The organism is Sphingopyxis sp. OPL5, from assembly GCF_003797775.2.
Lineage (GTDB): Bacteria > Pseudomonadota > Alphaproteobacteria > Sphingomonadales > Sphingomonadaceae > Sphingopyxis.
The window spans coordinates 1,092,679-1,116,304 of record NZ_CP060725.1; the positions used below are offsets into that span (position 1 = coordinate 1,092,679).

Annotated in this window: 18 protein-coding genes; 10 read left to right on the top strand and 8 right to left on the bottom strand. The window is 64.8% G+C overall.

What is annotated here, in order from left to right:
• Both EEB18_RS05355 and EEB18_RS05360 read right to left on the bottom strand, forming a co-directional pair.
• Complete coding sequence (locus EEB18_RS05355) at nucleotides 1–774, bottom strand: enoyl-CoA hydratase-related protein (RefSeq protein ID WP_187141337.1); 774 nt, start codon at nucleotides 772–774, stop codon at nucleotides 1–3.
• Entirely contained in the window at nucleotides 771–2,375 is a 1,605-nt protein-coding gene (locus EEB18_RS05360) for a GMC family oxidoreductase (RefSeq protein WP_187141336.1), read from the bottom strand. Before EEB18_RS05360 ends, EEB18_RS05355 begins: the two co-directional genes overlap by 4 nt.
• A 128-nt stretch (nucleotides 2,376–2,503) precedes the next feature.
• Here EEB18_RS05360 and EEB18_RS05365 point away from each other — a divergent pair, with 128 nt between their 5' ends.
• Entirely contained in the window at nucleotides 2,504–2,824 is a 321-nt protein-coding gene (locus EEB18_RS05365) for a 2Fe-2S iron-sulfur cluster-binding protein (protein ID WP_056348690.1), read from the top strand.
• 44 nt (nucleotides 2,825–2,868) lie between these two features.
• Entirely contained in the window at nucleotides 2,869–3,495 is a 627-nt protein-coding gene (locus tag EEB18_RS05370; RefSeq protein WP_187141335.1) for a TetR family transcriptional regulator, read from the top strand.
• An 11-nt stretch (nucleotides 3,496–3,506) separates the two neighbouring features.
• Here the strand turns inward: EEB18_RS05370 and EEB18_RS05375 are convergent, their stop codons facing one another.
• Nucleotides 3,507–5,642, bottom strand: a complete 2,136-nt coding sequence (locus tag EEB18_RS05375; protein ID WP_187141334.1) for a molybdopterin-dependent oxidoreductase — start codon at nucleotides 5,640–5,642, stop codon at nucleotides 3,507–3,509.
• A gap of 224 nt (nucleotides 5,643–5,866) precedes the next feature.
• On the opposite strand from EEB18_RS05375, the gene EEB18_RS05380 reads away from it, so the two are divergent.
• The 3 genes from EEB18_RS05380 to EEB18_RS05390 are packed head-to-tail and all read left to right on the top strand — an operon-like array spanning nucleotide 5,867 to nucleotide 9,324.
• A complete protein-coding gene (locus tag EEB18_RS05380; RefSeq protein WP_187141333.1) occupies nucleotides 5,867–7,063 on the top strand; it encodes a cytochrome P450 in 1,197 nt (398 codons plus the stop codon).
• Between the two features lie 57 nt (nucleotides 7,064–7,120).
• Nucleotides 7,121–8,311, top strand: a complete 1,191-nt coding sequence (locus tag EEB18_RS05385; RefSeq protein WP_187141332.1) for an acyl-CoA dehydrogenase family protein — start codon at nucleotides 7,121–7,123, stop codon at nucleotides 8,309–8,311.
• Nucleotides 8,308–9,324, top strand: a complete 1,017-nt coding sequence (locus tag EEB18_RS05390; RefSeq protein WP_187141331.1) for an acyl-CoA dehydrogenase family protein — start codon at nucleotides 8,308–8,310, stop codon at nucleotides 9,322–9,324. The genes EEB18_RS05385 and EEB18_RS05390 overlap by 4 nt, the downstream gene beginning before the upstream one ends.
• Nucleotides 9,325–9,367: 43 nt before the next feature.
• On the opposite strand, the gene EEB18_RS05395 is transcribed toward EEB18_RS05390, so the two are convergent.
• Nucleotides 9,368–10,792 (bottom strand): aldehyde dehydrogenase family protein, encoded by a 1,425-nt coding sequence (locus EEB18_RS05395; RefSeq protein WP_187141330.1) that lies wholly within the window; start codon nucleotides 10,790–10,792, stop codon nucleotides 9,368–9,370.
• An 84-nt stretch (nucleotides 10,793–10,876) separates the two neighbouring features.
• On the opposite strand from EEB18_RS05395, the gene EEB18_RS05400 reads away from it, so the two are divergent.
• The 4 genes from EEB18_RS05400 (at nucleotide 10,877) to EEB18_RS05415 (ending at nucleotide 16,227) form a co-directional block, all read left to right on the top strand.
• The gene (locus EEB18_RS05400) at nucleotides 10,877–13,024 is read left to right on the top strand and encodes a molybdopterin-dependent oxidoreductase (protein WP_187141329.1); all 2,148 of its coding nucleotides are present in this window, start codon (nucleotides 10,877–10,879) and stop codon (nucleotides 13,022–13,024) included.
• An 81-nt stretch (nucleotides 13,025–13,105) separates the two neighbouring features.
• The gene (locus EEB18_RS05405; protein ID WP_056348668.1) at nucleotides 13,106–13,714 is read left to right on the top strand and encodes a TetR/AcrR family transcriptional regulator; all 609 of its coding nucleotides are present in this window, start codon (nucleotides 13,106–13,108) and stop codon (nucleotides 13,712–13,714) included.
• Between the two features lie 115 nt (nucleotides 13,715–13,829).
• The gene (locus tag EEB18_RS05410) at nucleotides 13,830–14,606 is read left to right on the top strand and encodes a DUF2889 domain-containing protein (protein WP_187141328.1); all 777 of its coding nucleotides are present in this window, start codon (nucleotides 13,830–13,832) and stop codon (nucleotides 14,604–14,606) included.
• A gap of 19 nt (nucleotides 14,607–14,625) precedes the next feature.
• Nucleotides 14,626–16,227 (top strand): AMP-binding protein, encoded by a 1,602-nt coding sequence (locus EEB18_RS05415; protein ID WP_187141327.1) that lies wholly within the window; start codon nucleotides 14,626–14,628, stop codon nucleotides 16,225–16,227.
• Here the strand turns inward: EEB18_RS05415 and EEB18_RS05420 are convergent.
• Nucleotides 16,199–17,788: an AMP-binding protein gene (locus tag EEB18_RS05420; RefSeq protein ID WP_187669082.1), complete on the bottom strand. Its 1,590-nt coding sequence runs from the start codon at nucleotides 17,786–17,788 to the stop codon at nucleotides 16,199–16,201. The genes EEB18_RS05415 and EEB18_RS05420 overlap by 29 nt on opposite strands.
• Nucleotides 17,789–17,965: 177 nt before the next feature.
• On the opposite strand from EEB18_RS05420, the gene EEB18_RS05425 reads away from it, so the two are divergent.
• Nucleotides 17,966–19,171, top strand: coding sequence for an aromatic ring-hydroxylating oxygenase subunit alpha (locus EEB18_RS05425; RefSeq protein ID WP_187141325.1), 1,206 nt, complete (start codon nucleotides 17,966–17,968; stop codon nucleotides 19,169–19,171).
• Between the two features lie 3 nt (nucleotides 19,172–19,174).
• Here EEB18_RS05425 and EEB18_RS05430 read toward each other — a convergent pair whose 3' ends face one another.
• The 3 genes from EEB18_RS05430 to EEB18_RS05440 all read right to left on the bottom strand — a co-directional run bounded on the left by EEB18_RS05430 (nucleotide 19,175) and on the right by EEB18_RS05440 (nucleotide 23,532).
• Complete coding sequence (locus EEB18_RS05430; RefSeq protein ID WP_187141324.1) at nucleotides 19,175–20,350, bottom strand: CaiB/BaiF CoA transferase family protein; 1,176 nt, start codon at nucleotides 20,348–20,350, stop codon at nucleotides 19,175–19,177.
• Nucleotides 20,340–21,080, bottom strand: coding sequence for an isochorismatase family cysteine hydrolase (locus tag EEB18_RS05435; RefSeq protein WP_187141323.1), 741 nt, complete (start codon nucleotides 21,078–21,080; stop codon nucleotides 20,340–20,342). The genes EEB18_RS05430 and EEB18_RS05435 overlap by 11 nt, the downstream gene beginning before the upstream one ends.
• Before the next feature lie 61 nt (nucleotides 21,081–21,141).
• Nucleotides 21,142–23,532, bottom strand: coding sequence for a TonB-dependent receptor (locus tag EEB18_RS05440; RefSeq protein ID WP_187141322.1), 2,391 nt, complete (start codon nucleotides 23,530–23,532; stop codon nucleotides 21,142–21,144).
• Nucleotides 23,533–23,626: the final 94 nt, after the last annotated feature.

Sequence of the window (23,626 nt, forward strand, 5' to 3'; positions counted from 1 at the left end):
TCAGCTCGTTTGCGGCATATGCGCCGCCTGGTCGGGGTCGAAAGCGGTCACCATTTCATAGCCCAGCGATGCCTCGAAGATCGGCATCGCGCCGCGCAGCCAATGGTTGAGCGCCCGCTTGCTGAGCTCGACCGCAAGCGGCGACCGCTCGGCCAGCGTCGCGGCGTAGCGCAGCGCGAGCGGCAACACCTCGGCGGGCGCCACCGCGTCGGAGACGAGCCCGATCCGCTCGGCCTCGCGGCCGTTCAGCTTGTCGCCGGTGAGCAGGTAGCGCTTGGCCTTTGCCATCGAACAGAGCAGCGGCCAGACCATCGCGGCATGATCGCCCGCGGCGAGGCCGATGCGCAGATGCCCGTCGGACAGGTTCGCCTCTTCATTGACCACCGAGATATCGGCGAGCAGCCCGAGTGCGAGGCCGATCCCCGCTGCGGGACCGTTGATCGCGGAGACGAGCGGTTTGCGCATCTCGATCAGTCCGGTCAGGATCTGCGACGTTTCGCGCATCATCCGGATCTTGTTGGCGTAGTCATTGCCTTGGCCCGCGATGTCGGCCCAGTCGCCGCCGACGCAAAAGGCGCGCCCCGCCCCGGTCACCACCGCCGCGCGCGCGCCGGGATCGGCATCGATGGCGGCGGGCAGCCGCACCAACTCGCTATGCAGCACATCGTTGGTCGCATTCATCCGCTCGGGACGGTTCAATGTGAGCAGCACGACGCCCGGCGCTGGGCGCTCGACCGCAATATGCTGAAAATCATAGGCGGCGGCTGCGCTCATGCGGTGGTGCGGATCAGTTCGGCGGCTTTCTCGCCGATCATGATCGTCGCGGCATTGGTGTTGCCGCTGGTGATCTGCGGCATGATCGAGGCATCGACGACGCGCAGCCGCCCGACCCCGCGCACGCGGCATTCGGGGTCGACCACCGAGCCGGCGTCCGACCCCATGCGGCAGCTGCCGACGGGGTGATAGGTGATCATCGTCTTGGCGCGAACATAGGCCTCCCACCCCGCATCGTCGGTGGGCACCGGGTCGGGCGAACGGTCGCCCAGCGTGATCGCGCTCAACGCGGGCATCGCGAACAACCGGTCGACCAGCTTCATCGCGCCGATCAGCGTATCGACGTCGGCGCGGTCGCCGAGCAATTGATGATTGATCACGGGCTCGAGCGCATCGCCCAGTTCGACGCGCCCGCGCGACTTGGGCCGCGTCAGCGACACGTTGATGCTGATGCACGGCTCCTTCGGCATCACCGCCTCGGCGGACGACACCGTCTCGGGCTCGACATTATAGGCGAGCGGCATGAAGTGGAGTTGGACGTCGGGTTCGTCGAGCCCGTCGCGGGTGCGCGCGAGGCCCATAGCCTGCACCGCGGGCGCGCCCATCGGGCCGGTCTTGTTCCAGAAAAATTTGGTCAGGTGCCGGATCATGTCGAGCGGCCCGACCTGACTGTTGAGCGTCGGCACGCTGACGAACTTGTTCTGCGTGATGCCGGGATGTTCCTGGAGGTTATGGCCGACCTCGGGCCGGTCGGCGTGCACCGCGATGCCGCGCGATTGCAGATAATCGCCCGCACCGATCCCCGACCGGAGCAGCAGCGCAGGCGACCCCATCGCACCCGACGACACGATCACCTCGCGCCGCGCGCGGAGGATCTTGGCATCGCCGCCCTGGCGGTAGCGGATACCGACCGCCTCGCCATTCTCGATCAGGATCGTTTCGACATGCGCGTTGGTGACCGTCATCAGATTGGGACGTTTGCGCGCGTCACGCAGATAGGCTTTCTCGGTACTGCACCGCCAGCCGTCGCGCTGCGTCGCCTGCGTGAGGTACGCGCCCTCCATCTGCCCGCCGTTATAATCGTCGAGCCGCGCCAGCCCATATTGCTCGCACGCGCGCAGGAACAGGTCGCACAAGGGATGCGGGTCGCGCATCGGCGACACCGACAGCGGCCCCTGCGACCCATGACTCTGGTTCGGCGCACCGCTCCAACTCTCACTGCGCAGGAAATAGGGAAAGACGCCGTCGAAATTCCAGCCGGTCGCGCCGAGCCGTTCCCATGCGTCAAAATCGGCGCGGGTGCCCCGGATATAGACCTGCCCGTTGATCGAACTGCCGCCGCCGAGCATCCGCCCGCCCGACCAGATGAAGCGCCGCCCGTTGATCGACGGGTCGGGCAGCTGCCAATATTTCCAGTCGTAGCGGTCGTCGACGAGCATCTTGGCGAAACCGACCGGCATCTGGACCATCAGTCCGGTCGATTCGCCGCCAGCCTCGACCAGCGCGACGCGGACGCCCGGATTCTCGCTCAGCCGCGCCGCCAGCACGCAGCCCGCGCTGCCCCCGCCCACGACGATATAGTCCGCTTCCTCGCCCGACATGCACTCTCCATCAATCGACTAATTAATTTTGTACTTCATATGCGCCTTCGTTGACACCGTCACCATGTAATATTAATTGATCAATTGAAAGTGGGTTGAACCACGGTGGCCGGGACAGGGAAAACCATATGCCAAGCGTGAATTTCCAGAATGCCGACGGCACCGTCGAGACGGTCGAGATCGAAGTCGGGGACTCGGTCATGCGCGGCGCACGCGACAATATGGTCGAGGGGATCGAGGCCGATTGCGGCGGCGTCTGCGCCTGTGCGACCTGCCACATCTACGTCGCCCCCGAATGGCTGGAGCGCGTCGGAGCCGCCGGCGCCGACGAAAGCGAGATGCTCGATTGCGTCAACGACCCGCGACCGAACAGCCGCCTGTCCTGCCAAATCGCGATGACCGACGACCTGGAGGGCTTGACAGTCTTCCTTCCCGAGTCCCAACGATAGGCGGGGCGAACATAGCGGACATGGGCATGGACAAAGAGAGCGGCTTGACGATCAAGGCAGCGCGGCGCGAGGAACGGTCGGCATCGGCCGAAGCGCTTTTGAACGCGACCGCGCAACTGCTGTCCGAGGCGAGCAACATCGACGTCTCGCTCAACGAGATTTCGCAGCGCGCATCGGTGAACAGCGCGATGATCAAATATTATTTCGGCAACAAGGAAGGACTGTTGCTCGCGGTGCTTGAACGCGATGCCGAAACCGCGATGACCGCGCTCAAGGCGCTGAGCGAGATGGATATCCCGGCCCAGAAGAAGCTGAAGATCCATATCAACGGCATCATCAACGCTTATTTTCGCTCGCCCTATATCAACCGCCTGATCCATTACATGGTCGAGTCCGGCAGTCCCGGAGCGAGCAAGCGCGTCGCGCAGATCTTCATCGAACCGATGATCGAGGTCTATCGCGACATCGTCGCGCAGGGGGTGCGCGAAGGCGCTCTCAGGGACGTCGATCCCGGCCTGCTCTATTATTGCCTCGTCGGCGCCGCCGACCATATTTTCCACGCGGGCTATTCGGTCCCTTCGACGCTCGGCGTCGCGCGGCTCGACGACAGCATCAAGCAGAAATATGCTGAGATGGTCTGCGACATCTATCTGCGCGGTCTCGCGCCCTGAGCGTGCCGCGCTCACGCCGGCTGTAGCGCGGTCAGCTCGACCGCGATCCCGTCCATCAGCGTCGTCCCCGACACCGCCTCGACCACATCGGGGCCGTGCCCGAGCAGGATATTGACGTTCGCGCCCCCGGCCCGGTTCGCGCGCTGCCAGCCGCCGGTGCCATGCCCGAAGCAATGCGGATAAGATACCGTGCCGCGCAAATGGTCGGCGCTGACCTCTACCTCGACCTCGATCGCACCGAAGCGGTTCGACAAGGTCGCGCGATCGCCATCCACCAACCCACGCTCGGCGGCATCGGCGGGGTGAATATGCAGCGTGGGCTTTTGCGAGCGGATCAGCCGGTCGACATTGTGCAGCCAGCCATTGTGCGAACGCATGTCGCGCCGCGAAAGCAGTTTCAGCCCCTCGATCGGTGCCGTCGCGAACAGCCGATCGAGCTCGGCGGCAACCATATCGTCCCACAGATGAATTTTCCCGTCGGCGTGCGCGATCTTGTCCTGATTGCCCCAGGGGATCGGAATGTCGAGCATCACCCCGTGCGGATGGTCGCGCAGCTTGTCGATCGACCAGTCGCCATGCAGGCCCGCCGGCCCCTGCCGGATAGCACCGTCGAGCACTTCGAGCGGGCGGAGCTGCCCGCCCGCTGCCTGCGCCGCGACCTCACCGGGCGAGGCGGCAGGCATCCGCAGCCCCATCCGCGCCAATATCTCGCAGAAGGTATCGAACTCGCTCCGCGCTTCGCCGACCGGAGCGATCACCGGTTCGGCATATTGCAGGAACGGCTGCACCATGCTCATGAACGGCACCATCGGCAGGTCGGCGCGCTCGTAGAAGGTCAGGCCCGGCAGCACATAATCGGCGTAGGAGCCGGCCTCGTTGATATAAAGATCGAACGACACCGACAGCTCGAGCTGTTCGAGCCCGCGCCGCAGCCGCTCGCCCCCCGGCGCCGCGAGCAGCACATTGCCGCCGAGCGAGAGCAAGGCGCGGACCCTGCCCGGCCCGGGCTCAAGAATATCGTCGGGCATCACCGCCGAGGGCAGGAACTGCGTCACGCTGGGGAAATTTCCGACGCGGCTGCGCACCTCGTCATAACCGCCCGTCGTCGCGCGGTCGCTGCCCGCCAGCACCGGGGTCGCGAAGGTGCTGCCGCCCTCGTGCCCAAATGTTCCGCCGACCATGTTGAGCGCCGAGAGCAGGAAGTTCGCGAGCGTCGCATGTGGCCCGCGGCAGATGCCGACGCGGCCGTAGCAGACCGATTTCGGGCTGGCGGTGAGGCGGCGCGCGAGACCCTTGATCGCCTCGACCGCGATCCCCGTGCGCCGGGCGACATCGTCATAATCGATGCCCGCGAGCGCCACCCGCAATTCGGGCCACCCAGCGCAGCGCTCCGCCAGAAACGCCTCGTCGGCCAGCCCTTCGTCGGCGAGCGTCTTGAGCATCGCCAGCATCAGCCAGCAATCCGAATTGGGCTCGATCGCGACATGTTCGTAGCGCGCCGCGGTTTCGCTGCGCCGCGGATCGACGACCACCACGCCCCCGCGCGCCGCGACCGCGTCGAACTGCTGCCGGACGCGCGGGGTGAAGATCAGCGAGCCGTGCGAGATCAGCGGGTTGGCGCCGAAGATGAGCATGAAATCGGCATTGTTGACGTCGGGCACGTCGATCGTCAGCGGGCTGCCATAGAGGATCCAGTTGGCGGTGAAGCGGGCATTGGTGTCCTGCGACCCGGCGCCATAGATTTTGGTGGTGCCCAGCGCTTTCAGGAACATGCGAAAACCCGTCATGCCATCGGTCGCATAGGCCGGCGGATTGCCCTGGTAGCTTGCGACCGCGTCGGGCCCATGTTCGGCGACGATCGCCGACAGCCGCGCCGCGATATCGCCCAGCGCTTCGTCCCAGCTTACCGGCTCGAACCGCCCCGGCGCGACGCGCTTCATCGGCCGCGTCACCCGGTCGGGGTCGTGCGTCACGCCATGATAGGCGATGCCCTTGACGCAGGCTTGCCCCTGCGACGACGGATTGTCGGGGTCGGGCCGCGCGCGCACGACTTTGCCATCCTCGACCGTCGCCACCAGCCCGCACACTGCCGTGCAGATGCGGCAGAAGGTCACATGGTCGCCGTCCTCGCCCGTCGCTGGTCGCATGATTCGCTCCGGTTAGTTGATCGGTTAGAACCTTTCACTCTTTTTGCCGACTGTCCAGATTCTTCAAAATGTAAAGTCGACCGATATGCGCCAGAATCGCCATAAATCGCCATTTCCTGTGCAATCGATGCGCAAAACAATTAATCGATTGGTTGACACGGCTTGCCATTTGATCGAAATTGCCTCGCACAAGGCCCAAAGCGGCACAGCGAGAGGATCGATCGATGGCGGACGTCAAAGACTATGCGGTAGAAGAGTTCAGCCAGCACGATCGCACGTTGATGCAGCGCCCCTATGATTTCTATGACAAGGTGCGCGAGACGGGATGCCCGGTCGCACGGTCGGAGCAGCTCGGCGGTTTCTGGTATACGACCAACTATGCCGCGACGCGCCGCGTCTACGACGATTTCCGGACCTTCAGCTCGGCCGACGGCACCGCGCTGCCTAAGCAGCCGCTGGCGCTCTACCCGATCGACCTCGATCCGCCGCAGCAAACCCGGATGCGCAAGCTGCTCAACCCGATCTTCCTGCCCGATGCCATCCAGAAATATCGTCCGCGTTTCGAGGCGATCATCACCGAGTTGCTCGACGCGATCGCGCCGACCGGCGAGGCCGAATTGCAGGAACAGCTCGTCCGCCCGACGCTCGCGACGGTAATCATGCCCTTCCTCGGCGTACCGCGCGATGATTGGGACACGCTGTCGTTCAAAATCGATTTCCTGACCCGGATGCGCGTCGAGGATCCCGAAACCTGTGGCCAATATGGTCTCGAACTCAGCCAGTATCTCTACGAATTCGCCGCACGGCGGCGCCAGTCGCCGCCCGAGGACGATCTGATGCAAACGCTGATCGACGCCCGGATCGGCGACGAAGCGCTGACCGACGACGAGATCGTCGGTATCGCGACTTTGGTGCTGTTCGGCGGGCTCGACACGACCAGCGCGGTCGCGGGCATGTCGCTCTGGTATCTGATCGAACATCCCGAAGAGCGCGCGCGCCTACTGAACAACGAGATCGACTTCCCGACCGCGCTGCAGGAATTCGTGCGCTATGCCTCGCCGATCCAGGGCCTGCGGCGCACCGTCACGCGCGACACCGAGCTCGAGGGGTGCCCGCTCAAGGCCGGCGACTATGTGATGGCGATGAACGGAGCGGCGAACCATGATCCGGAGCATTTCGCCGACCCCAATGAGGTCCGTTTCGACCGCGAAGTGCGCACCGAGCACGACCATCTCGGCTTTGGCGGCGGCGCGCATATCTGCATCGGCCAGCATTTCGCCAAGGTGCTGCTCGAAATGATGATCCGCTCGATCTTCGATCGCCTGCCCGACCTCCAGATCCGATCCGATTTCCAGCCCGACTTCGCGGTCGGGGAATCGCGGGTGCTCAAGACGTTGCCGGTCACCTTCCGCGCATCCTGACCATGTTCTAGGGTGGGTCCGCGACCCGCGCTCCCACCCTGTCGACAGGATCATCATGTGCTGAAGCTCGCCCCTGAAGAAACGGCCTTTCAGAACGAAGTGCGCGCGTTTTTCGCGCACGACTATCCCGCACACGTCATCGCGAAGAACAAGGCGGGGCAGCGGCTGACGAAAGAAGACCATGTCGATGCGCAGCACGCGCTCAACGCACGCGGCTGGCTCGGCGTCGGCTGGCCGCGTGCGGTCGGCGGCACCGGTTGGACGCCGATCGAGCGCTACATTTTCGACCAAGAACTCGAATTCGCTCATGCCGCAGGCATCATCCCGATGGCGGTCATCTATATCGGCCCGATCATTGCCGCCTTCGGATCTGAGCGGCAGAAGGCCGAATGGCTGCCCGCGATCCTCGAATCGCGCAGCTTCTGGGCGCAGGGCTATTCGGAACCCGAGGCCGGGTCGGACCTCGCCTCGCTTCGCTTCTCGGCGGTGCGCGACGGCGACGATTATATATTGAACGGGACGAAGATCTGGACCTCAGGCGCGCTATGGGCCGACTGGATCTTCTGCCTCGCGCGCACCAGCCGCGAGGAGCGCAAGCAGCAGGGCATTTCGCTGATCTGCGCCCCGCTCGACCTGCCGGGCATCCGGGTCCACCCGATCCGCCTGATCGACGGGTCGGACGAACTCGCCCGTATCGAATTCGACAATGTCCGCGTGCCCGTCACCAACCGTATCGGCGACGAGGGGCAGGCCTGGCATTATGCCAATGTCCTGCTCAAGACCGAGCGCCTGTCCTACGCGCATATCGGGTCGAAGAAACGCGACCTCGCGAAGCTGCTGGAGGAAGCCGCGAAGCTGCCCGCGCGCAGCGGCGGCACGATGGACCGCGACCCGGCCTTCCGCCTGGCCCATGCCCGCGTCGAGGCGCGGCTCGCAGCGATCGAGGCGTCGATCCTGCGGGCGCTCCGCGGCGAGGTATCGATGGCGACCGCCGCGGCGCTCAAGATCGCCTGTACCGAATGCGCGCAGACGATCACCGAACTCGGAATCGATCTCGCTGGGCGGCACCGGCTGCCGATGCTCGAGCGCGATAGCGCCGACTGGGCGGCGGCAACACCCGCAGTTGGCCCCTTCGGCCCGGCTGCGGTGCAATCCTATCTCTTCGAACGCGCGCAGACGATCTATGGTGGATCGACCGAGGTGCAGAAGAATATCATCTGGCGTTCGCTGGCGGGAATGGCGCGATGAGCGCCGCTCTGTCCGAAGCCGAACAGGCGATGCTTCACGACGCCGTGCGCGCCTTTCTGGTGAAGGAGGGCGCGCCGCGATGGCCCGATTTCGCCGACCGCCTCCGCATAGGTGCGGCGCTGGTCGATGCGCAGCAAGGCTCCATCATCGCCGAGGAAATCGGACGTGCGCGGGCGCATTTGCCCTTCGCCGAGGTGGCGACGGCGGCGTGGCTGCTGGATCATTGCGGCGCCACTGCCCTGCCCGCCGACAAGGTGGCTACACTCGCTTGGGCCGAGCCGGGCCTCCGTTATGATTTCGCAGGCATCGAAACGCGCGCGCGGCGCGACGGCGACGGCTGGCGTCTCGACGGAACCAAGGCGGTGGTCGGCTGGGCCCCTAAGGCCGATATCATCCTTGTCGCCGCGCGCACCGGCGACGAGGGAGTGTCGCTGTTTCAAGTCGATTCCGCCAGGACCGAAGGCCTCCGGCCGTCGCCCTATCGGACGATCGACGGCCACCCCGCCGCCGACCTGATCTTCGAGAACCACAGCCTTGCGGCTGACGCGCTGATCGGCCCCGAAGGCACCGCCATCGACCTGCTCGAAGAGGCCCGCGACCGCGCGCTCGCGCTGCTCGCGGCCGAGGCGGTCGGACTGCTCGACAGCCTGCTCGAACAGACGATCGCCTACACCGGCCAGCGGCGCCAGTTCGGCCAGCCGATCGCGGGCTTTCAGGCGCTCCAGCACCGCATGGTCGACATGTATCTCGAATGCGAACTCGCGCGCTCGTCGGCGTGGCTCGCGGTAGAGGCGCTGGGCGAATCCCCCGCCGACCGCGCCCGCGCTGTTTCGTGTGCGATGGTCAATGTCGCGCGCGCCTGCCGCTCTGTCGGGCAACAGGCGATCCAACTGCACGGCGGCATGGGCATGACCGACGAGCTGGCGATCGGCCATTATGTGAAGCGCGCGATGGCGATCGAAGTCCTATGGGCAGACGCCGACTGGCATCTCGCCCGGATCGTCGGGCTTTAGGGTCGGCGGGCGCTTGATCGAGCAGCGGGCCCGCCGATCGCCGTCAGGCCGGTTTCTTCGGCACGAAGATCACCTTGGGAAAGGTGAATTCGCGCAGGCCCTCGGCGCCGTTCTCGACCCCGAAGCCCGACTGCTTCGCGCCAGCGAAAGGAATATGCGGTCCGTTCTGGAAATTGTCGTTGATCCAGACGGTCCCCGTCTCCATCCGGTCGGCGACCGCGACCGCCGCATCGATGTCCTTCGACCACACCGCCCCCGCCAGCCCATAGTCGCAATTATTCGCCCGTGCGACGACATCGTCGATGTCGGAGAAGCGCAGCAGCGGCAGGATCGGGCCGAAAGCCTCCTCGGTCACCACCGCCGCATTTTCGGGCGGGTTGTCGACGAGGGTGATCGGGATGAAATAGCCGTCGCTCTCGGGCACATCGGCCCCCTGGAGCAAGGTCAGCCCCTCGGCGCGCGCATCGTCAATCAGGCCGCGGACGCGGTCATATTGCGCGCGGTTCTGGACCGGGCCGTACTGCACTCCCTGCTGCGCCCCGTCGCCGACAACGGCCTCTTTCGCGAGACGATGAAAGGCACCCAGCATCTCGTCATAGATATCGTCGTGAATATACAGGCGCTTGGTCGCGATGCAGACTTGCGCGCTGTTGTAGAAGGAGCCGAAGAACAGCTTCGGCGCGACCTCCGCCACATCGACGTCGGGCAGGACGATCGCCGCGTCATTGCCGCCGAGTTCGAGCGTGATGCGCTTGAGGTCGCGCGACGCCGCCTCCATCACGCGCTTGCCCGTCGCGGTCGAGCCAGTGAAGCTGATCTTCGCAAAGCCCGGATGCGCGGTCATCAACGGACCGAGCGCATCGTCGCCCGAAATGACGTTATAGACCCCGGCCGGCAGGATATCGCGCCACAGTTCGGCGAGCTTCAGCGAACAGAGCGGGGTGTAGGGCGACGGCTTCAGGACCATCGTGTTGCCCGCCAGCAACGCAGGGGCGATCTTCCACATCGCGAGCAGGAAGGGGAAGTTCCACGGCACGATCGCGGCGACGACGCCCAGCGGTTCGTGCTTGACGATCACCTGGCGCGTGTCGCTGTCCTCGACGATTTCGTTGGGCAGGTCTTGCCGCGCGACCGACTTCAGCCACCAGGCGCCCATCTGCACCTCGCCCTTGACGAGTGCGGTCGGGCGGCCCTGTTCGGCGACGAAGAGCGCGGTGAACTGGTCGAGTTTCGGCTCGATCGCCTTCGCCGCCTTGACCAGCAGGTCGCGACGCCCTTCCCAGCCCAGCGCCTTCCACGCCGGCAGCGCGCGCGTCGCCGCGGCGACCGCCAGGTCGAGCTCGGCCTGCCCCGCGCAGGGCGCCGATGCGAAAACCTTTCCGGTCGCGGGGTTGATCACGTCGACGCGCGCCGCGGTATCGACCGCCGCGCCGTCGATGGTCAGCGTATAGTCGTTCGTAAAGTCCATTTTCACCCTCGCCCAATGATGCAGAAACTGTCTCTTGCGGGCGGGTTTGCACCAATTTTGACGATAATCAAATGATAATAGATAATGGGTGAAATTTATGAGGAGCAGGCGATGATCGACAGCCAGGCAAGGCGGCTCGCGCCCGGCGAGGATGGGGTGCATTTCACCTTCTGCCGGCTGTGCGAGGCGCATTGCGGACTCGCCGCAAAGGTCGAGGCCGGGCGGATCACCGATGTCCAGCCCGACAAGGACAATCCGCATTCTTTGGGCCATGTCTGCCTGAAAGGCATCACCTTTCACAACGTCACCTATGACCCCGATCGCACTCTGACCCCGATGAAACGCGTCGGCGGTCCGGGCGAATTTGCGCCGGTCGGCTGGGACGAGGCGCTGGACGATATCGCGTCACGTCTCACCCATGTGATCGACACCCACGGCCCCGACGCGGTCGCGTCGTACAAGGGCAATCCGATCGCCTTCGGCATCGACGTGTCGTTCAGCCTGAAGGCTTTCCTCAAGGCGCTCGGCATCACCAAATATTATGGCGCGGGGTCGCAGGACACCAATGCGCGACTGACCGCCTGTTACCTCGCCTTCGGGTCGGCGGTGACTTACGAGATTCCCGACCTGCCGCATAACGACATGCTGCTGATGTTCGGCGCCAATCCGCTGGTCTCGAACGGATCGATGCTCTGGTCGCCGCGCGTGCGCCACGATCTCGATGCCATCGCCGCGCGTGGCCGCGTCGTCGTGGTCGATCCGCGCCGCACCGAAACCGCGCGCCGCTATCAGCATGTCGCGGTCCGCGCGAACGGCGACATCTGGCTGCTGCTCGGGCTGCTCGGCGTCCTGATCGACGAGGGGCTGTACGACGCGGACTATGTCGCGGCGCATACCGAGGGGTTCACCGACCTTGCCCGCGCGGTCGCCGCGCACGATCTTGCCGACTGCGCCGAGCGCGCTGGCGTCGATGCCGACACGATCGCCGAACTCGCACGCAGCTTTGCCGCGACGCCGCGGGCGGTCGCTTATGGCCGGCTCGGCGTGTGCCGCGGGCCGCATGCGACGCTCGAGAATTTCCTGCTGATCGCGCTCAACCTGCTCGGCGGCAAGCTGGGGCGACAGGGCGGCGCGATCTTCAGCCGCACGATCCTCGGCGGATCGCAAAAGGTGTTGACCGGCGGCTATGGCGACACGCGCAGCCGCGTCGGCGATTTCCCCAGCGTCGCGCAATTCCTCGCCTCGGCGATGCTGCCCGCCGACATATTGGAGCCCGGCGAGGGCCAGGTGCGCGCAATGATCCTGACCGGCGGCAATATGGTGATGTCGGCGCCCGGCGGGCAGGCGCTGGTCGATGCACTGCAGCAGCTCGACCTGATCGTCGCGCTCGACCTCTACCAGACCGAGAGCAACCGCTACGCCGATTATATCCTGCCGGTGCCGACCTTTTTCGAACGCGACGATTATCCGATGGCGGGACTCGGATCGATGATCCGGCCGTTCGTGCAGGTGACCGACGCCGTGATCCCGCCGGTCGGCGAAGCGCGCTCCGAATGGGAAATTTTCAACGGCCTGCTGGCCCGGATGGGCAAGCCGACCCATGGCCGACCGATGGACGATCTCGACAAGGCCTTCCGTCTCGGCCCCGCGGGCGACGATATGGGCGCGCGCGACGGCTGGAGTTTCGACAAGCTGCGCGCGGCTCCGCACGGCGTGATGGTCGACCTGCCCGATCCCTATGACGTCTGGCCGCGCATCGCCTGGCCCGGCGGCCGAGCGAAGCTGTGGCACGAGATGATCGCCGACGAGTTCGCGCGCCTGGCACCCGCGCCGTCCGACACGCTGCGCCTGATCACGCACCGCGACATCCGCTCGCTCAACAGCTGGCTGCACAATGTCCCGCGCCTCGTGCGCAGCCAGCATCCCGACCTGCTGATGCACCCCGAAGATGCGGAGCGGTTCGGCGTGTCCGATGGCGAGACAGTCGAGCTGTCGACCGGGTCCGCCACCGTCGCCGTCGCCGTCGCGATCACCGAGGATATGCGCCCCGGCACCGTCAGCTATCCGCATGGATGGGGCCATCATGGCGGCTGGCAGCACGCCAATGCGCAGGGCGGCAGCAACATCAACTGGCTGCTCCCGGTAGGCGAGGCAGCGGTCGAGGCGATTTCGGGCACGACGATCATGGACGGACTGGAAGTCATGATCCGGAAATTGCCAGTAGCGGCATGACGAATTTGCGACTTGTTCGCGATGCCAGCCTTGCTACGACGGTCGGATGCAGCATTCCCCGGTCGGGGCAGGAGATCAGGCATGGACAGCGGCCCGGCATCAGCCCGGACGGACGATAATTCGACGCAGGAGCGCATCCTGCGCGCTGCCTATGATTGTTTCGAGCAATATGGGATCGGCAAGACGACGATCGAGAATATCGCGAGCCGCGCCAAAGTGTCGCGTCCAACCGTCTATAAATATTATCCGAGCAAGGATGCGATCCTCGACGAGATTTCGGTGCGCGAAACCTGGCGAGTCAACAGCGAGGTACGGCGGCGGCTGGTGCGATCGGACGATTTCGCTGATTTCCTGTCCGATACGCTGCTGCTCGTCATCCGGCTGGCGAACGAGAACATCTATATTCGCCGCATGGTCGAAAGCATCGAATTTCAGGAATCGGTGATTTCGCCGAGCAGCCTGATGCAGCAATTGCAGCGCACCTGGTGGGCGAACATGTTCGAACAGGCGCGGGCGCGCGGCGAGATTGCGACCGACCTGAAAATCGACGAGTGCATCTATTGGCTCGCGCGCGCGCAGGCGATGCTGATGCTGCAGGTCGCCTCGCCGCAGATCGACGATGCCGAGAAACGCCGCTTCATCCGGCGTTTCATCGTCCAGCCTTTGCTCGCGGGCAGCGAAATCCGATAAACCTCCATCGCTGGGTTGACGGCCCTTCCCCAAGCTGACACAGATATTTAATCAATCGATTAAGTAGCCGCAGCGATATCGACGCGCGGCGCAGCGTGGGAGGCCCGCTCAAGCGATGACCGACGATCCGGCGCGCCGCATGGCCGCCAATCCCGCTTATGGTGACGGCTATTTTGTCCGGACGACGCGTTTTCGCCGGCTCGGTCCCGATCGGGTCGAGGCGGTGCTGGAAGACCCGTTCCATGCGCTGGCGCTGCTGATCCACCACGACGACCAGAGGCTGACCGCCGTCGAGGGGCGCTGGGAGCGCCACCCGCTATCCAGTTGCGCGGAGGCAGGCGGCGAGATGACCGGCCTCGCGGGCCTGCCCTTGGTCGATGACCTGCGGACCAGATGGTTGCAGACCGAGCCGGCCCTGCAATGCACGCATATGTTCGACACGCTACGCCTCGCGGCGGTGCATATCGCGAAGGGGCGAGCCGACCGCCGCCATGACGTCATCCTGCCCGATTCCGACGCCGATTATCAGCCGGTTCGGCTGTTGCAGGATGGCACGCTCGTGCTCGAAATCGTGATCGACGGTGATTTTCACATCACGGCCCCGTCCGCTTACTCCGGTGCCCCGCTGCTCAATGGGTTCGCGCGCTGGGCCGCCGAGCGGCTGTCGGCAGAAGATTTCGAGCGCCTGTTTCTGATCCAGCGCGGCGCCTTCGTCGGGCGCGGCCAGCGCATGGACATCACCCGCTATTATGGCCGCGACGGCGCGCTGTCGGGTCCGCTGCCCGCCACCTGCTTCGGATCGCAGCCCGAACGCTATGCGGCCTCGCTCCGCCTCGCCAACGCCCGCCCCGGCCTGCGCCGCGAGGATGCCGCCCTTTTTCCCTTCGCCTGACCACAGCAGGAACACGCCGATGTCCGACATGCCCTTCCCCACCCCCGACCAGGCCGTCACCCGCCATCTGCTCGAGCGCCAGGCGCGCGAGCATCCGGACGATCTCTACATGCGTTTTCAGGACGGCAGCGAATGGAGTTTTGCCGAGGCGCTCGATCAGGCGCACCGTGCCGCGGGGGCGCTCAAGCGGCTCGGCGTCGAGCAGGGCGACCATGTCTTCAATTGGCTGCCCAACGGCAAGGCCGCGGTACGCGCCTGGCTCGGCACGCATATGCTGGGCGGCGTTTTCGTGCCCGCCAATCTCGCCTATCGCGGCAGCCTGCTCCGCCATGTGTTGTGGCTTGCTGACGCGAAGGTCGGGCTGGTCCACCGCGACCTGATGCCGCGCCTCGCCGAGGTTGAGCGCGGTATGCTAGAAAAGATCATCGTCGTCGGCGGTGACGCCGCGCCGATCGAGGGCCTCGAACTCCATGACGAGACGATGCTGGGCGAAGCCGGCAGCGCGGGCGATCTCACGCAGCCGATCGCGCCGTGGGACGATATGGCGATCATCTTCACCTCGGGCACCACCGGCCCGTCGAAGGCGGTGATGTGCTCCTACGCGCATATGTGGACCTTCTACCACGCCGCGATGCCCGCGATGATCGGCCGCGACTATCGCCATCTCGCGCACCTGCCGATCTTCCATTCTGGCGGCTTCGGCTGCCTTTATGGCCAGCTGTCGAACGCGGGATCGGTCGTACTCGTCGAATCGTTCAAGACCGATCAGTTCTGGCAGATCGTCCGCGATCATGGCGCGAACACGACCACCCTGCTCGGCGCAATGATCCCCTTCCTGCTCAGCACCCCGCCCTCGGACGACGATCGCAACCACAGCCTGAAATCGGTGAGCGCGGTTCCCTACACCGCCGACGTCAAGGCCTTTGCCGCGCGTTTCGGGGTCGGCGCCTTCGCCGCCTATAGCATGACCGAGCTCGCCAATCCGGTGCAGAGCCCCCTCAATCCCGACAAGATCGGGGTCGCCGGGCGGCTGCGCCCCGGGCAGCACATTCGGCTGGTCGACGAACATGATATCGAGGTGCCCGAGGGCGCGGTCGGCGAGGCGATCCTGCGCTGCGACCAGCCCTGGACGATGTTCAGCGGTTACTACAAGAATCCCGAGGCAACCGCCGAGGCCTGGCGCAACGGCTGGCTGCACACCGGCGACCTGCTGCGCCGCGACGCCGATGGCGACTATTTCTTCGTCGACCGCCGCAAGGACGCGATCCGCCGCCGCGGCGAGAATATCTCGGCCTATGAGGTCGAACAGGAAATCCGCGCCTTCGACGGAGTCAAGGAGGCCGCGGTGATCGGGGTCGCGAGCGACAAGACCGAGGATGAGGTGATGGCGTGCATCATGCCGTCGGACGGCGCCGCGATCGACCTGATGGCGCTGACCGACTTCCTCGCCACCCGCCTGCCCCATTATATGGTGCCGCGCTATTTCCGGCTGATGCCCGACCTGCCGCGCACGCCGACGCAAAAGATCCAGAAATATGCGCTGCGCGATGACGGCGTCACCGCCGACACCTGGGATCGCGAGGCGGCGGGGATCAGGTTGCGGCGGGAACGGATCGGCTGAGCCGGTCCCAGGTCGCATCGTTGACGGGCGCCTCGCGCAGCCCGGCCTTGCGGATCTTGCCCGTCGGGGTGCGCGGCAGGTCCGCGACGAGCTCGACGAAGCGCGGGACCATGTAGCGCGGCAAGCGTTCGGCGAGATAATCGACGAGATCGCTTTCGGTGAGCGGCGCCGAACTGTTCAGTTGCACCGCGATCTTGATCTCGTCCTCGCTGGCGCGCGCGTTGCCGGGCAGCGCGGGGACGTCGGCAGCTTTCACCGCGATCGCCGCGGCTTCGGCGACCGCCGGATGCGCGCGCACTTCGCCCTCGAGTTCGAGCGACGAGACATTGTTGCCGCGCACACGGAGGTAATCATTGGCACGGTCGAGAAAATAGAAATAGCCGTCGGCATCGCGGCGGAGGATATCGCCCGTCTTATACCAGCCGTCGCGCGACGCTTTGGCATTCGCCTCGGGCTTGTTCAGATAGCCCTGGGTGATCAGAAAGGGCGCCTTACCCCGGATCAGCAATTCGCCCGCCTGTCCGTCGGGCAGGTCGCGTCCCTCGCTGTCGACGATCCGCACCTCGTACAGCGGCGACAGCTTGCCGCAGGTCTGCGCATTGGGCAGGTTCGACGCATTCAGCGGAAAGCCGATTTCGGTCATGCCCCATCCGGTGCAAACCCTGACCCCGAAACGCGCCTCGAAATCGCGATAGTCGGGCAGCACCGGGTTCATCAGCACCCATAACAGCGGATTGTCGGCGTCGTCGGGCCGCCGCTCGGCATTCATCAGGAAGCCCGCGATGCCCATCAGCTGGGTGTGGGTGCAACCATGCGCGCGCACATCGGCCCAATAATGGCTGACCGAAAAACGGCTGCGGAAGACCATATGCCCGCCACGCACCGCCGCGAAAACGAAGCCGACGCGCCCCGACGAATGGAAGGTCGGCCAAGGCGAATAATAGACGGGGATCTGATCGGGATCGATCACCTCGCCGCTGAAATTATGCTGGACCTGCTGGATCGAACCCCACGCCTGGAGCACGCCTTTCGACGGTCCGGTGGTGCCCGAGGTGTAGATGACGGCGTTGGTGTCAGCGAGTTGCGGCTCGGCATGGTCGATACGCGGCGCCCGCGCCTCGACGGAGGCCAGCGTCGCGACCGGGATGTCGCTGGCGCAAGCCATGTCGTCGATCGTGATGATCTGCTCGAGCGTGCCGAGGCGGTCGCGGATCGCATTCACCTGATCGACGCAGGCATTGCTGGTGATCAGCACCCGCGCGCGGCAATCGTTCAGCGCATAGGCGAGCAGATTGCCTTTATATTCGGGGTTGATCGGCACCTCGAGCGCGCCGCGCCAGCTGAGCCCGATCCAAGCCGCATAAGCAGTTAGGCACGGGTCGAGCATCGTCGCGACGCATTCGCCCGGTTCGACGCCGAGCGCCGCCATCGCGTCGGCAACGCGCAGCGCCGCGTCGTGAAATTCGCCGCCGGTCATCGTGCCGCCAGCCACGTCGGTGATGAACGGTGCGGACGGATCGCGCATCGCGCGCTCACGGATCAGCACCGGGACCGAAGGCATATTCAGGCTGTCGACCATAACTCTCCCCGCGCTTCGCTTTGCCGGTATGCCGGTGCGTAAAGTCACATTTTTCGCAAAGCCCTTTTTATATAGGTTTTTACTATTTACAATGCTATATATATGTAAAGTCAATCACGCCGGCCCGCTGGGACCGCGACGTCCCCCACGGAGAGTCGAATGTATCTGAGCCCCGAACATAATCGCCAGGTCGCGGAAAAGCTGTTCCGCCACATCCGCGACAACAGCACCGACATGATCGAGGAAACCTACGAATATCCGCTGTCGGTCTATTCGGATCCCGACATCGCGGTCGCCGAGCGCGAAAAGATTTTTGAACAGTATCCGATGATGGCGCTTCACGGCAGCCAGCTTCCCGAATCGGGCAGCTACGTGACGGTGAAACTGAACCGCAGCGAGGCGCTGGTCACGCGCGGCAAGGACGGCCAGGTCCGCGCCTTCCTCAACATGTGCCGCCACCGCGGCGCGACTTTGGTGACCGAGGCCGAGGGCAAGCAGGGGCGCTTTTCCTGTCCCTATCATGGTTGGACCTATACCAATGAGGGCGAGCTGATCGGCCTGACCTTCAAACAGACGCTGGGGCTCGGCCTACCGTGCCGCGAACGCAATCTGATCGCCCTGCCCTGCGAGGAACGCCACGGCTTCATCTGGATCGTCGAAAATCCTGAAGGGTCGATCGACGTAGCCGCGCATCTCGGCCCGGTGATGGACGGGGTGCTCGCGGGTTATGGTCTCGACCGCCAATATTTCTACCGCGAAGCCTTTTTCGAGTTCGACCAGAATTGGAAGATCATGGTCGACGGGCTGACCGACGGCTATCATGTCCAATGGGTCCATGGGCCAACGATCCGGCCCTATTTCTATATGAACATGATGGCGCGGGTCGAAGGGACCGGCGACCATGCGGTGACCACGACACCGCGGCGCAAGATCGACGAGATATTGGACAGCGAGCCGGGCGAACACGACCTCGACCCCTATGTGGTCTATGGCAATATGGTCTTCCCCAATGTCAGCATCCAGCTGCACCCGCATCACGCCGAATTCTGGACGATGTATCAGGACGTCCACAACCCCGGCCGCTCGCGCGTCCATCTGCGCTTCCTGACCCCCAAGGCGCCCGGCGACTATGACGAGCGCGGCCAGATCATCCTCGCCAAGAATTGGGACATCGCCGAAGCCGCCATCCTGAACGAGGATGTGCCGATCGGCGACAGCATCCAGCGGTCGGCGAACATGCCGAACACCGGCACGATGCTGCTCGCGCACAACGAAGTGATCAACCAGCAGTTTCACCGCAGCTATGACCGGGTGATGGCGGGCCCAGGCGTGGTTCCGATGCAGGCGCGCGCAGCGCGCGGCTGAGACTCAGCGCGCGCCGAGGCCGAATTCGGCGCGGATCGCGGCGTCGTCCTCGCCAACTTCGGGCGCCAGCGGCATGCCGAAATGCTGTCCCGCGACATGGATCGCGGTCGAGGTCAAAGTCAGCTTGCGCCCGTCGGGCAGCGACGCCTGATAGGTGTTGTCGCGCGCACTGAAATGCGGGTCGGCGATGACATCGGCAAAGCTGTTCACCGGCATCGCCGCCACATTGTCGCGCTCGAAATCGGCGAGCCAGTCGGCGCGCGGGCGCGAGGCGAAGATCGGGATCAATGCGGCATTGACCTCCGCGTCCTCGGTCCCCGTCTGCGGCTCGCGCGTGTAGATGGCTTCGAGGTCGGGACGGCCGACGAGCTTAAGCAGCGCCTGCCAGCTCTTCGGCGTGAAGGTCATCAGGAAGACCAGCTTGCCGTCGGCGCAACGGTAATTTTCCATCCGCGCCCAGAAACGCATTTTGCCGCTGGCATCAAGGAATCCCGGCCGCGCAAAGGTCGTGTCGGGATTGAGCAAAGGATCGAGCGCCTCGGGCAGCCAGTGCGCCGAACAATCGGCCGCCGCGACCTCGATCGCCGCCCCCTCGCCCGTCCGCCGCGCGCGATGTACCGCCGACACGACGGCGAAGGCCGCCTCCAGCCCATAGGCGTACATGCCGATCGACGGCGCCTGCGCCCCGTCGTAGCGCGAGATGCTGTCGCTCACCGGCGTGCCGAGCCCGCCATAGGCGTCGAACGACGGCCCGTGCGAGGCGAGCTTGGCATAAGGGCCCGTCTCGCCGAGCCCCGACAGCGAGCAGAAGATGATTGCAGGGTTCACCCCCTTCAGCACCTCATAACCGAGCCCCAGTCGCGCCATCACGCCGGCGCGCATGCCCTCAATCACGACATCGGCCTTGGCCGCCAGCGTCAGGAACTCCGCGCGTCCCGCCTCGCTCGCGAGGTCGATGATCACGCTTTCCTTGCCGCGATTCCAGCGCAGATGCATGTAGGAAAAGCCCGTTTCGTCGCCCACCGACCAGGGACCGGCGCGGCGCAGCGGGTCGCCGCCGTCGGGATCCTCGACCTTGATCACCCGAGCCCCCATGTCGGCAAGCCGGCCGCCGAGCGCATCGGGGCCGAAATGCGATACCTCGAGCACCAGCAGGTCGGTCAGGAAATCATAGGGCATGGGATTGCTTCTCCATCGCCGCGACGGCATCGGCGGCAGTCACGATTTCGGCCGGATAATTGCCGATCAGCCGTTCGGCATCCTCCTGGTCGCCCGCCGACAGCGTGCCGGTGCAATCGGCGACCAGATATTGCCGGTATCCAAGGTCGAACCCCGCGGCAACGCTGAGCAGCACGCAGGCGGTCGTCACCACCCCGGCGTAGAGGATCGTGTCGATGCCTTCGCGCCGGAGAAGAAAGTCAAGCTCGGTCCCGCCGAACGCGCCCGACCCCGATTTGACGATCGACAGGTCGCCGGGCTCGTCGCCGACCTCGGCGATCGGCGCAGCGCCGGGCGATCCGTCCAAAGCCCCGGCCGCTTTCACATAGGGGCGCAGCGCCGGGACGACATCGGCATAGTCCGGATGCCGGCTGGCAAGCCGCGCATGGACCACGCGCACGCCCGCACGGCGCGCGGCGGGCAGCAACAAGGCAAGATTGGGCGCGATGGTGTCGGCGAAGCGCGCGAGCAGATGGTCGGCGCGATCATCATGCCCCGCCGCGCGCATTGCGGCAATCGAGGGGCCATCCGGATCGACCTGCCAGTTGATCAGGTCGACGAGGACGAGCGCGGTTCGCGCCGGGTCAAAGCCGTTCCACGGATCGCCGGGCGTAAAGGCATCCGCATTATACCAATGGGCGGAAAGGCCGGACGGCAGCATGCCACCTATGGTGCCGGCTGATTGGTCCACCTTGTCCTCCTGCAAAAAACGCGGCCGCCGGCAATCCCCGTGCCGGCGGCCGTGCTTCCTTTTAGCGCTGCGACCCGAACTTCGTGCCGATCGTGACACCGGCGGTAGTCCCGCGCGAAAGCACCGAATAATAGCCGAAGGAGGTCGTCGACACGTTACGGAACACATCGTTCTGGTTGAACAGATCCTTACCCCACACCGAGACGTAGAACGCATCGTCGGGCGCATGGAAGGTGGCCGACAGATTGAGCGTCTCGGTCGCCTTCTGAATCGGAGCACGTCCGATGCCAGCCGGATAAGCTCCCGCTCCCGTGCCGCCCGCAGGATAGGCGCCATAGGTCGCGTGATCGAACGAGTCGACGTAGCTGAACAGGCCGCTCAGTTCGAACTTCCCGCCGTTGGCCAGGGGGATATTATAGTTGGCCTGGACGCTGACGGTGACGTCGGGCGTTGCCGGCAGGTCGAAACCCGAGCAATCCGCATTGGGAGGAACCGCGAGGCCCGATGCCCGGCGCCGATAGATGGCGCAGTTCTTGAAGCTGTCATATTCCGATTTGAAGAAGGTCGCGAAGCCCGTCGACAGCGAGAAGCGGTCGTTGGGGCGGTAGGCGGCTTCGATTTCGAGGCCCGAGATCGTCGCCTTCGCCGCATTGATCGACTGCTGGGTATTGGTCACCGGATCGACGATCGGAACCTGCAGATTGTCGTACTTGTAATAATAGGCGGCGGCGTTGAAGGTCACTTTGCGGTCGAACAGGCTCGTCTTGAGCCCGACCTCGAACGCGTCGATCGTCTCGGGCTGGGTCGGGATGACGTTGGGGATCGACGAGATATTGTAGACGCCGCTCTTGAAGCCGCGGTTGTAGCTCAGATAGCCCATGACATCGTCGCTGAACTTATAGTCGAAAACCGCACGATAGGTCAGCTCGGAGAAGGGCGCGCTAAGGCCCTTGCACGCCGGGTTGGCCGCGCAGATCGCGGCCGAATTGCTGTGGATCGCAATGACGCCGCCGGTGCCGTTGGGCACATAGGTGGTGCCCGCATTGTCCTTGTCGAGGACATGCTTTTCGTCGGTGTAGCGCAGACCTACCGTCAGCTTGGCAGCGTCGCTGAACGCATAGGATGCTTCACCGAAGAGGCCGAGCGACTTGATGGTCACGAAGGCGCTCTGATCGATATAGGCCAGGCCCGACGCCGGGCCGGCGCCGGCCGCCGAGCGGTCGAGCAGCGCTTGCGGCACCGTGTGCGGCCGGAGCGTGCTGGGGACGGGCAGTCCGACATATTGGTCGAGCCCCGCATAGCCGTCGCGGTAGTTGAGATAGAAGCCGCCGAGAATCCACTGGAACGGCCCATCGTTCATCGAGGTGATGTCGATTTCCTGCTGATAGCTCCGGCCCTTGAGCGCGGTATCGAACCAGAAGACGTTCGCGGGCGAGCCGTCGAGGTCATATTCGACCCCCGAGGTGCTGTGGCTATAGGCCGTGATCGACTTGATGTTGACCGGCCCGACATCGGCGTCGAGGGTCAGCGAGCCGCCATAGCCCTGGAAGCGGACTTCGGGATCGATCTGGCCATAATAGGAGCGTTCGGGCCGCGAAATATCGATCCCCGATGCCACCTGGCCGGTCGTGGTGGTTTCCCCCAGGATCGGCTGCAACGCCACCACGGCATTGGTTTCGCCCTTCGAATAATAGCCCGACAGCGTCGCGGTGAAATCGGGCGTGGCTTCCCAGAGCACCGACCCGCGAAAGCCGAAGCTCTGATCACCGCCGACATATTTGCCGGCGCCGTTCAGCGCCTGGGTGCGGTTGCGGATATAGGGACGCTCGTTGCGGTAAAAGCCGCTGACACTGAGCGCGAGCGTGTCCGAAAGGCCGCCCGTCACGAAACCGCGAGCGCCTTCTTCATCGGTGCCATAGGTGCCTTCGAGCATTCCGCCGAATTCGGTGTCGGGCTTTTTCGTGGTGACCAGGATCGCGCCAGACGTCGCGTTGCGGCCGAACAAGGTTCCTTGCGGCCCGCGCAGGACCTGCACCGACTGCACATCGGGGAAACCCTGAAGCAGGATACCGGTCTTGTCGGTCTGATACACGCCATCGACATAAACAGCGGTGGTGGCTTCGTTGCCGGGGGTGATGTTCCGCCCGCCGACGCCGCGAATATAGGGCTGTGCCGCGCTCGATCCTTCGGTGATCAGAAGCGACGGCGTGACCGCGGCCAGTTCCAGAACATCCGAAACGCCGCTTTGCTGGAGCTGATCGGGCGTAAAGGCCGAAACAGCGATCGGCACGTCCTGCAAACGTTCGTCGCGCTTCTGCGCGGTCACAACGATTTCATTGACGCCCGAACTGTCGTCGGCCGCGTCCCCGGCATCCTGCGCCATCGCCGCCGTCGAGACGGTCGAAACCGCAATCGCCAGCGTGCATGTGGCGAGCTTGTAAGAAAAGCGCATAGCATCCTCCCATTGGCGACGCCCGCCCTTCGTTGAAGGCGGCGCCGCGCAGTCCATCACTTTGGGACGCGCGCTGCTCGAAACGATCAGGGCA